General features: G+C 60.3%; 10 protein-coding genes. 7 read left to right on the plus strand and 3 right to left on the minus strand.

Features of this window, described 5'->3' with window-relative positions; all coding sequences use genetic code 11:
* Positions 1–176 precede the first annotated feature (176 nt).
* Positions 177–803, minus strand: a complete 627-nt coding sequence (gene ycaC / locus HBO05_RS27665; protein WP_032861405.1) for an isochorismate family cysteine hydrolase YcaC — start codon at positions 801–803, stop codon at positions 177–179.
* A gap of 64 nt (positions 804–867) precedes the next feature.
* Entirely contained in the window at positions 868–1,557 is a 690-nt protein-coding gene (locus HBO05_RS27670; protein WP_172314808.1) for an isochorismatase family protein, read from the minus strand.
* 432 nt (positions 1,558–1,989) lie between these two features.
* Here HBO05_RS27670 and HBO05_RS27675 point away from each other — a divergent pair, with 432 nt between their 5' ends.
* From HBO05_RS27675 to HBO05_RS27700, 6 genes are all read left to right on the plus strand, one after another.
* Positions 1,990–2,901, plus strand: coding sequence for a LysR substrate-binding domain-containing protein (locus HBO05_RS27675; protein ID WP_169955267.1), 912 nt, complete (start codon positions 1,990–1,992; stop codon positions 2,899–2,901).
* Positions 2,902–3,231: 330 nt separating this feature from the next.
* Positions 3,232–3,906: a class I SAM-dependent methyltransferase gene (locus HBO05_RS27680; protein ID WP_172314810.1), complete on the plus strand. Its 675-nt coding sequence runs from the start codon at positions 3,232–3,234 to the stop codon at positions 3,904–3,906.
* Between the two features lie 13 nt (positions 3,907–3,919).
* Positions 3,920–4,849, plus strand: a complete 930-nt coding sequence (locus tag HBO05_RS27685) for an isopenicillin N synthase family oxygenase (RefSeq protein WP_169955269.1) — start codon at positions 3,920–3,922, stop codon at positions 4,847–4,849.
* A 23-nt stretch (positions 4,850–4,872) separates the two neighbouring features.
* Positions 4,873–6,243 (plus strand): NAD(P)-dependent oxidoreductase, encoded by a 1,371-nt coding sequence (locus HBO05_RS27690; protein ID WP_172314812.1) that lies wholly within the window; start codon positions 4,873–4,875, stop codon positions 6,241–6,243.
* Positions 6,240–7,343, plus strand: a complete 1,104-nt coding sequence (locus HBO05_RS27695) for a mandelate racemase/muconate lactonizing enzyme family protein (protein WP_172314814.1) — start codon at positions 6,240–6,242, stop codon at positions 7,341–7,343. Before HBO05_RS27690 ends, HBO05_RS27695 begins: the two co-directional genes overlap by 4 nt.
* A gap of 40 nt (positions 7,344–7,383) precedes the next feature.
* Positions 7,384–8,526, plus strand: coding sequence for an aromatic ring-hydroxylating dioxygenase subunit alpha (locus tag HBO05_RS27700; protein WP_172314816.1), 1,143 nt, complete (start codon positions 7,384–7,386; stop codon positions 8,524–8,526).
* A 91-nt stretch (positions 8,527–8,617) separates the two neighbouring features.
* On the opposite strand, the gene HBO05_RS27705 is transcribed toward HBO05_RS27700, so the two are convergent.
* On the minus strand, positions 8,618–9,523 hold the full coding sequence (locus HBO05_RS27705; RefSeq protein WP_170041572.1) for a LysR substrate-binding domain-containing protein: 906 nt from the start codon (positions 9,521–9,523) through the stop codon (positions 8,618–8,620).
* Positions 9,524–9,614: 91 nt separating this feature from the next.
* Between HBO05_RS27705 and HBO05_RS27710 the strand changes: the two genes are divergently transcribed.
* A complete protein-coding gene (locus tag HBO05_RS27710) occupies positions 9,615–10,550 on the plus strand; it encodes a DMT family transporter (protein ID WP_172314818.1) in 936 nt (311 codons plus the stop codon).
* The last annotated feature ends 19 nt before the right edge of the window (positions 10,551–10,569 follow it).

The following is a 10,569-nucleotide window of genomic DNA, read 5'->3' on the forward strand; positions in this document are numbered from 1 at the left end:
TCGTTGACGATTTTCGCCGGCAAGCCGGCTCCTACAGAGTCAGATGAGCCCCGGCTTTTTGTAGGAGCTGGCTTGCCAGCGAAAAACGCAAACTGGCTGCGTTTCTGCAGGTTGCCCGCATTATCGTCGACGATTTTCGCCGGTAAGCCGGCTCCTACAGGAGGTGGGGCTGGGGCTTACTTGCCCTCGGTCAACGCGTTGTAGCTGGTGAACAGGTTGCGATAGTCCGGGATGTGGTTGGAGAACAAGGTCCCCAGGCCTTCGATATCGTTGCGCCAGTCGCGGTGCAGCTCGCACGCCAGGCCGAACCAGGTCATCAGTTGGGCGCCGTTGGCGGTCATGCGGGCCCAGGCCGATTGCTGGGTCAGTTCGTTGAAAGTGCCGGAGGCATCGGTCACCACAAACACGTCATAGCCTTCGGCCAGGGCCGACAGTGCCGGGAACGCCACGCACACCTCGGTCACCACGCCAGCGATGATCAGTTGCTTCTTGCCGGTGGCCTTGATGGCCTTGACGAAGTCTTCGTTGTCCCAGGCGTTGATCTGCCCAGGGCGGGCAATGTACGGCGCGTCCGGGAACAGGGCCTTGAGCTCGGGCACCAGCGGGCCGTTGGGGCCGGTTTCGAAGCTGGTGGTGAGGATGGTCGGCAGCTTGAAGTATTTGGCCAGGTCAGCCAGGGCCAGGACGTTGTTCTTGAACTTGTCGGGCTCGATATCGCGGACCAGTGACAGCAAGCCAGCCTGGTGGTCAACCAGCAGGACAGCTGCGTTGTCTTTGTCCAGGCGAACGTAAGGTTTAGACATCATGATGCTCCTGATAAAAAAGGTGCTTGCCCAAATGGACCGCACCGGGGAAGGTCAGCCGTATTTACTTGCGCTGGGAGTCTAGCTCTTCGTGATTGTTTGCCACTTGCTGGGCCTTGATGTAGCTCTCGATCAGCAGTTGGTAGTGCGGCATGGCCTGGGTGTAGACGTTCGCCCACTCCTGGGCATCCGGACGGTTCCACGAGCCTTGCAGTTCCGACAGGGTGCCCATGATGTCGATCGGCACCACGCCGGCCTGGGCCAGGCGCGCGACGGTCAGGTCGGTGGCCAGTTTCGAGTGGTTGCCCGACGCGTCGACTACGGCGAACACCTTGTAGCCTTCATGCACCGCCGCGATGGACGGAAACGCCAGGCACACGCTGGTCAGGGTGCCGGCAATCACCAGGGTCTTCTTGCCGGTGGCCTTGACCGCCGCGTGGAACTCGGGGTTATCCCAGGCATTGATCTCGCCGCGCCGGGCGACGTACTGGGCATGGGGCGCCGCTTCATGAATTTCCGGGATCAACGGGCCGTTCGGCCCCTGGGGCACTGAAGCGGTGGTGATGACCGGGATTTTCAGCAGGGTCGCGGCCTTGGCCAAGGCAATGGCATTGGCGCGCAATTGAGGAACATCAATGTCCTTGACGATCTGGAACAGGCCGCTCTGGTGGTCGATCAGCAACATGGCGGTGTCGGTGGGGTCAATCGTCGGCTTCTGACCATTAAAGTTTGCAGCGTTACTTGAAGCGCTCATTTGCATTTCCTCTTGCGTGGATGAACCTCCCTGGCATTACTGCCTGCCAAATGCCCGGCAGGCTCTGCACGTCCTGTGCAGATATGAATGGGTTACGACTCGCCAGGTTCGTTCGCTTTCGGACCTCAGGCCTCGAAGCGCCTGGCAACAGCTGACAATTCCAACAATGGAACGCCTGCGCACAGCAATTTTTGTTAGCGCAAGGCGATCATTTTTTGCATTCCTGCAGATTTACCCCGAACGGAGCCAACGCTCATGGACCACCCGAGCCAGTCCAGCCCACCGAGTGCCAGCCCATATGCCCCCTACCGCTACCGTGATTCACTGCGCGTGTGTGGCCTGAAACAAACAGCGGCTCCACCTTAGTCATCACTCTAGGTGTTCGGTAGTGGTTGAATTAGACTTCACCATCTCAAAATTGGAACGATGCGCATGTTCGACCTGAATGAACTCTTCCTCTACGCCAAGGTGGTGGAGCATGGTGGCTTTGCGGCGGCCGGTCGGGCACTCAACATGCCCAAGTCGACCTTGAGCCGCCGGGTCAGCCAGTTGGAGGCGCGGCTGGGGGCACGCCTGATACAGCGCTCGACCCGGCAGTTCCAGGTCACCGACATTGGCCTGGCCTATTACCGCCACTGCGTGGCGATGACCGCCGAGGCGGAGTCGGCCGAGGACCTGATCGCCTTCAACAAGGCCGAGCCGCGTGGGGTGATTCGCCTGAGTTGCACCACCGCCCTGCTCAATTACTGGGTGGCGCCGATGCTGGGCCAGTTCATGGCGCAGTGCCCCAGCGTCGAGCTCAACGTGAAGAGTTTCAACCGTAAGGTCGATGTGATCAGCGAGGGCTATGACATTGCGCTGAACCTGTGCTTCCCACCGTTGGAAAGCAGCGACCTGGTGATGAAGCTGCTCGCCAGGAGCACCCAGGTGCTGGTAGCGAGCCCGGGTTTTCTACAGGAGCATCCACGGCCCCTGGTCCCTGCCGATTTGTCAGGACTGCCGACCATCTGCTGGGGCAACCCGACAGCGCAGTACGTCTGGGGCCTGACCGGGCCAGCAGGCGAGACGGCCGAGATCTGCCACGCACCACGGCTGATCAGCGATGACATGCCCACCCTGAAAAGCGCGGTGCTCCAGGGCGTGGGCGTCGCCAACCTGCCGCTGGCGGTGGTCGAGGATGAGATCAGACACGGGCGCCTGATCAGCCTGCTCCCCGATTGGCGCCCCACCGAAGGCGTGATCACCGCCGTCTTCCCTTCAAGGAGGGGACTGTTGCCGTCGGTGCGCACGTTGATCGACTTTCTGGCGCAGGCGTTTGCCGCGCAGCAACAGCAGCACAGCTGAGGCCGCGCCCAAGGTGACGAAGTGTGACCGCGACCATTAACCGTACCCTGCTCGGCCCACATCCTGCGTACCTCCCACGGCGTGAAAAGCACTGCACCCCGGGCAACCTCCCTTGATCGCCCCCGGCGTCTGTGACTGGACGCCAGTGGCGGGAATTACATCAGCTCAATAAACGTTATGTATAACGACCAGTTAACCATGTCGCGCATTTTGTAGGATAAGTCGTCTATCCCCCGCTTTACACCATCGTAGTTACCGAACAAGAATGAACACCCCACGCAGTACCATTAACTAATTCAACCAGAAAAACATTTTTCCGGAGAATACAGAATGGCCAGCGAAAACTATGCAAGCAATGGCGTCGCAACTGCCCCATTAACTTCCGTGAATCAGGCACTCAACTTTGGTCGTGACTATTCGCGTCTAAAGAACTACTACGAGACCTGGTCAGCCGATTATGACAATGATGTCTCTGAAGAAAATTACTGCGGCCCCAGCATGCTCGCAGATCTCTTCGACTCATTGCACCGAGCCCCGCGGGAGCGCCAGTCGCTGCGTATCATGGATGCCTGCTGCGGCACTGGCCTGGTGGGTAAAGAGCTGATGCTACGGGGGTTTGCGCCGGTAGACGGGTGTGACCTGTCGCCGGCCATGACCCACCTGGCGCACAAGACCCAGGCCTACGCCAGACTGTATGGCGGGGTGGATCTTACGGAACACAATCCATTGATTGCAGATAACCAGTATGACGCGACCTTTTGTTGCGGTGCGTTTATCCAGGGCCACTTACCCATCGAGGCGATCCATGAACTTATGCGCATTACCACGCAGGGTGGAGTGATTCTGTTCAGTACTCGCTGTAGTTTTTATCAAGACGAACACTTTGATAAATTCCTGGACAAGTTAACCGCCTCTGCACAACTTTGTGCACTGAGCTCCTTTATGAACGCTGCTTACTTAAACGACGTGCAAGCCCACTACTTGGCGTTCGCCGTCAACAAATAATCAGGAGTCGAACATGGATGTGCTCAAAAGTATCTCCCTTGAGCGCCTTGCATCGACCCAAGCAGATTATGAAGTCAGCCGTTTGCGCGATTGTTGCGTCAATGATGGATTCTTCTACCTGGCCGATCATGGTATCCGGCTCTCGTTGATAGAGGATGCCTTGGCCACGGCGCGCCAGTTCTTTGCGCTGCCACTGTCGATCAAAAAGCAGTTCGGCCAGGACCGCCAAGTAGTCAGCCCCAAGACGTGCCGTGGGTATGTCGATACGTTTGGCGAGACCCTGCATGCGCCCACCGGCCCCGACCGCAAGCAGCATTTCGACATGGGCCGGGAAGCACCGGCCTGCGACTTGCCTTTTACCGGGCCAAACCTGCTGCCCAGCGACGACCAGGCGCCCGGATTTGCCATGGCCATGCTGGCTCTGCAACACGAAGTAATGAGCCGCGTAGTGCCCGCGCTGTTGCGCGGCCTGGCCCGGTCCCTGGGGCTGGATGGCGAATTTTTCCAGGGCTTTTTTTCCGACCCGGTGTTGATCCAGCGCGCCCTGTATTACCCGCCGTCGGGCAGCGGCGCGGGCAAGCACACCGATAACGGCATGTTTACCTTGCTGTTCCAGGACCCGCGAGATGCCTGCGCCCTCAGTGCGTTTTCCCAGGGGCGCTGGATCGACGTGCCGTGCCGCAAACACGAGGTGGTGGTCAATCTCGGCGATATGTTGATGAAGTGGAGCAACGGCCTGTTCACCAGCACACCGCACCAGGTCATCCACCGCGCCAGCACCGCCAGAGTGTCGTTGCCGTTTTTTGTGTACCCGAACATCGATGCGGTGTTCACGCCCCTGGGCGGCGACGCAACGGTCGCCTGCCAACAGGTGATGCTCGACAACTTTAATTCCATCTGGGTGTCCGGCCAGGGCGCCGGCAGGGCGCGCGAGTTCGCTTGAAGCAGCCCCACAGGAGAAGCGATATGGACAGCGCAACGCCAAGCAAAATCGCCTTCATCGGCGTCGGAAATATGGGCCGCCCCCTGGTGGAGCGCCTGCTGCACGCCGGCTACGCCGTGCAGGTGTATGACATCGACGCGGCACACACACGCTCGGTGATCGCCGCCGGTGCCTGCTGGAAGGCCACCCCGGCACTGTGCGCCAGTGGCTGTGAGGTGGTCGTGACCTGCCTGCCTCTGCCCCATCATGTACTGGAAAACATGACCGGGCCGCACGGCGCGCTGGCCGGGATGGCGGCGCATTCGGTGTGGATCGACACCTCCACCACCGACTACCACAACACCCGCTACATCGCCGGGCTGGCCCGGCAAAAATCCATCTACAGCCTGGAAGCCCCGGTCAGCAACCTGTCGCACATGGGGGTGGATTTCGCCAACGTGTGCTTTTACATCGGGGGCGATGAGCGCGGTTATCAATTGAGCCGCAACGTGTTGGAGACCATGGGCCGCAAGGCGTTTTACGTGGGCGAGATCGGCGCCGGGCAGTCCGTCAAGCTGCTGACCAACCTACTGTTCTACGCTGCGACCGCCGTGTGGGCCGAGTTACTGGTATTGGCCAGGGCCCATGAGATCCCGCTGCATTGGCTGTGGGATTTCGTCAAGACCTCCCGTGGCAACTGCTTTGTCAGCAACCAGTTGACCCCCTTTATGCTCGACGCCAGCTATGACCATTCCTGCACCCTGGAGATCACGGTCAAGGACATGAACCTCACCGAGGCGCTGGCCGATGAGCTGGGAGTGGCGATGCCGTTGGGGCGCATCGTCGCTGAGCGTTATCGACAGGCAGGCGCACAGTTCGACAGCCAGGACAATCACGTCAAGATCGCCGCCTTGAGCGAACAGGAAAATCGCATTGCCCTTGCCCTGCCGGGCTTCCAGGCGCCCTCGCCCTACGGAGCCAATCGCGCCTACCGCCATAGCGGCGCCTTTACCGAGGATGCCTTCGGTCGCATCACCCCCACCCTGCCGCACGCGTTCCATTGCGGCATCACCTTTACCGACAATCAGAAGATCAAGCTGGCGGCGCACCTGGTGGAGTTTCTCGCTTGCATCAACCGGGTCATCCTTGGCGAAGCGGCTGAGATCGGCAGCGCCATGGGCCTGTCACCGACGCTGATCACCCAGGTGGTCAACTGGAGCTGTGGCCCCAGCTGGGTGGCCGAACACCTGGACAGCTACGAGCCGTGTTTCGACAGCATCGCGGTGGTCGAGCAAAAACGCCACGCGCTGCAACTGAGCGTGATCAACCGGATCTTCCAACAATCGATCCTGGATGCGGCCATCCCACGCCGGATACCGGGCCTGGCCCTCGCCGAGGGGGTATGTGCGCCATGAAAATAACGTCGATCAAGGTCTATCAGTTCGATGTGCCGCTCAAGGAAAAATACAGCCTCAGCGGCGGGCGCCTGCACTATGCCGCGCTGGACTCCACCGTGGTGGTGATCGGCACCGACAGCGGCTTGCAGGGGGTGGGAGAAAGCTGCCCATGGGGCGCCACCTACCTGCCGGCCTATGCCAAAGGCGTACGGGCGGGGATCGCGGAACTGGCGCCGCACCTGCTGGGGGAGAACCCGCTGTACCTGGAGCAGATCAACGAGCGCATGGACGTCATGCTGCCCGGGCACCCCTATGTAAAAGCGGCCATTGACCTGGCCTGCTGGGACATTCTGGGCAAGCACTGCCAGTTGCCGGTGTATGCCTTGCTGGGAGGCAAATTCCAGGCCTCGATTGCCTTGCAGAGCAGCATCCCCACAGGTGATCCCGAGCACATGGCAACGCACCTGCAAGCCGCCCGCCAGCAGGGTTATCGTACCCATTCGTGCAAGGTGGGTACCGGTGTCGTGGAGGATGTCGCGCGGATCAACAGCCTGATCGAGCAACGCCTGCCGGGCGAGGTGATCACCTTCGATGTCAATCGCGCCTGGACGGTGGCCGATGCCGTCGCGGTGATGAACAGCGTGCAGGATCCCACGGTGTGTTTCGAACAGCCCTGTGAGTCCATGGACCAATGCCGCGCCGTGCGCGAGCTGACCCGCAACCCGATCATCCTGGATGAGTCCATCGTGACCCTGGCCGACCTGGTGTACGCCCAACGCCATAACATCACCCAGGCCATCGGGCTGAAAATCGCCCGGGTCGGCGGCTTGACCAAGGCCCGGCAACTGCGCGACTTCTGCCTCCATCACGGGATCCAGATGAACATCGAGGACGTCGGCGGCACGCTGGTGTCCGACAGCGCCGTCATGCACCTGGCTACCGCGACGCCGGCGCGTTTTCATCGTGCGAGCTGGAACTGTTGCCGCCACCACGATGTGCAACTGGCCACGGGCGGGTTCGATATTCGCCAGGGCCGCGCCTATGTGCAGGACAGGCCGGGGCTGGGGCTTGACCTTGACCCCCGGTGTTTCGAATCGGCGCTCGCCCAGTACAGCTGAGCCCCCCACCCCTTTATCCCCGTTGATCCATGGAGGTTCCATGTCCAGCGCCCCATCGTCCCCGCACCTGGCTCGAGGCTTTGCCGCCGACCCCTTTGCATCCTTCACCTTGCCCAGCGAACACTATGTGGACAGCGGGCTGTTCGAGCAGGAGATGCAGCTGATTTTCTGCAAGACCTGGCAGTACGTATGCCACGTGTCAGCCCTGGCCCAGGTCGGCGACTATTACGTACGCGACCTGGGCCGCCAGAGTGCCCTGGTGGTCAAGGACCAGGATGGCGCCTTCAAGGCCTTCCACAATGTGTGCCAGCACCGTGCACATCGGCTCGTGGAGGGCCGCGGGCATGTGCCCGGGCTGCTGACCTGCCCTTACCATGCCTGGGCCTACAACACCCAGGGCCAACTGATCAGTGCGCGCAAGTCCGAACACGTCAAGAACTTCAGCACCGCGCAGGTGCAACTCGCACCCATCCTGCTTGAGGTATTTTGCGGGTTTATCTTTATCAACTTCGACAGCCACTGCGCCTCCATGCAAACCCTGCTGCCCGGCCTGGAGGACTCCATCCGCGCGTTCGCCCCCGCACCGGAACGCTTGGTCCATGCCTACTCCAAGGACTACAGCGTGCAGTCGAACTGGAAGGTCTCGGTGGAGAACTATTCGGAGTGTTATCACTGCCCGATGTGCCACCCGACGCTGTCCATGGCCACCCTGGACCTGAAGAGCTACCACTTGGCGATCCATGAGCATTACCACGCCCATGTCAGCCACGACAGCGGTGAGAACCAGGGGTATACGATGAAGCAGACCTCAGCCCAGTCCCGCCAGTTTGGCGCCTGGTACCTATGGCCGAATTTTTGCCTGGAGGTTTACCCAGGAGGCTATATGAATGTGCTGCATCACATCCCGCTCGCGGTGGATCACACCGTGCAGGTGGTCGAATGGTTCTGCGAGGCGGCCACCCCCACGCGCGAAGAACAGGAAGTCATCGACTTTGTGGCGGTGATTCGTGAAGAAGATGTGCCGCTGTGCGCCAGCGTGCAGCGCGGCTTGAGCAGTGATGGCTACCAGCAGGGGCGTTTTATCGTCGACCCAGGCCTGGGCGCCAACAGCGAACACGCCGTGCATGACATCCAGAAAAAAACCCTGGCAGCCCTCGGCCTGCTGCTCGCCGAAGATCGCTAAGGCCCGTGTAGGCCGATGCCCCTGACTGAGCAGGCTTGCCGGCTCAGTCAGGGCACAAACGCTCCCCCCATGTGCTGGGCAGCGCTTAGCCTCAGTCGGCGAACGACGACTTCAACCATTCCAGCAACTGCCGGGCTGCCGGGCCCAGGTTGGCGTCTCGCCACTTGTAGACGCTCAGGGCTTGCGGCAAGTGGGTCGATTGCGCAAAGGGCCGCACCAGCTCACCGCTGGCCAGCATTCTTTCAGTGGTCCTGCGCCATCCCAGGGCAAAACCGAAGCCCGCGACGCAGGCCTGCATCATCACCGGATAGCTGTCGAAGAACTTGCCCTTGGGGTCGCCCAGCTTGATGCCGTACTCCAGCAACCAATCGTTCCAGGTGCTCCAGTCCTGCGGCACCGCGACATGGTGCAGCAGCGGCAGGTTGGCCAGGTCTGCCAGGGCCAGCGATGTACTGCCAAAGGACGCGAGATAACGGGGGCTGCACACCGGGTAGATTTCGTCGCTCAAGGTAAACAACCGCGTGTGGTCACCAGATGCCCGGCCCGAGGTCTGGATGGCGATATCAAATTTTTCCGCGGTTTCGGTAATGGGCTGGGTCGATGCGTTAAGCCGCACCTCGATCTCGGGGTGCTTGTTGTGCAACGCGGGAATATTGGGAGTCAGCCAGTAAAAGGCTTCGCACAGTTGCGCCACCAGCACCACTTCGCTGTTGTCCCGGCCTTTTTTCAGGTCTTCGGCTTGCGACGCAATGCCCAGGAAGGCGGTGCGCACGGTATCGCGAAATTCGACCCCCGCCGCCGTGAGGAACACCGCGCGGTTTCTACGGGTAAACAAAGCAACACCGAGAAATTCTTCGAGGGCACGGACCTGTTTGCTGATGGCTGCCTGGGTCAGGTGCAACTCTTCTGAGGCTTTGGAAAAGCTCTCAAGTCGCGCCGCCGCTTCAAAAGGCACAAGGCTGGACAGTGGAGGCAGTGAGCGTTTGAAATTATCCATAATTTTCAGTCCTTCTGCGTAACCATAAGTCACTTTAAATACAACCAGTGCTCACCCAAAATCCTTACTGCAGGCCAATCAAGGAAAACTCATGTCTGGAAGCACTACGATAACCGCCACCGATAACCGACAAAGCATTCTTATCGTGGTGGGTTCGGTATTTTTGCTGTCGGTGTCAGACGCCATCATCAAGGCGACCAGTCCCGATACGTCAATGTGGCAATTGTATGTGATCCGCTCCGTCCTGGCCTGCGCCATTCTGCTGGCGTTAGTGGTGCACATGCGCGGCGCCGCGCAGTTGCGCCCACTGTCCCCGCTGTGGGTGGTGATAAGAAGCCTGCTGCTGTCGTTGATGTGGATCGCCTTTTACGGCGCCCTGCCCTTTATCAGCCTGACCATCGCTGCCCTGGCAATCTACACCACGCCCCTGTTCATTGCGTTGTTCGCGGCCCTTTCACTGAAGGAAGACGTGACCCTGCGCAAATGGCTGGCGATCGGCCTGGGTTTTGTCGGGGTCTTGATCACCCTGGCGCCGAGCACCGAAGAATTCAATACCTATGCCCTGCTGCCGGTACTCGCCGCCATCCTGTACGCCCTCGCCGTGGTGGTGACCAAGGGCAAATGTGCCGATGAGGACCCCATGCTGCTGGCACTGGCCATGAATGCCGCGCTGCTGGTGATCGGTGTGCTCGGCAGCCTGGTGGTGATGCAGACCGGCCCGCATTTCCCGAGCAATGAAGGTTGGCGCTTCCTGATCGGCGGCTGGTCGACCATGGGCCAGGCCGACTGGTGGATCATGATCGTATTGGCGGTGTTGATGGTGCTGGTCAGCATCGGGATCGCCAAGGCCTATCAAATTGGCGAGACCTCGATCATCGGCGCGTTTGACTACACCTACCTGATTTTCGCCATCGCCTGGGGCGCCCTGCTGTTCAACGAAATGCTCAACGGCCGAACCGCCACCGGCCTGGTCCTCATTCTGCTCTCGGGTTTCCTTGCGCTGAAAAAACCCGCTGGCGAGCTGTAGATACCTCACGTGCACAGGC

Origin of the sequence: Pseudomonas sp. WS 5079 (genome assembly GCF_012985465.1) — a bacterium.
Classification (GTDB): domain Bacteria; phylum Pseudomonadota; class Gammaproteobacteria; order Pseudomonadales; family Pseudomonadaceae; genus Aquipseudomonas.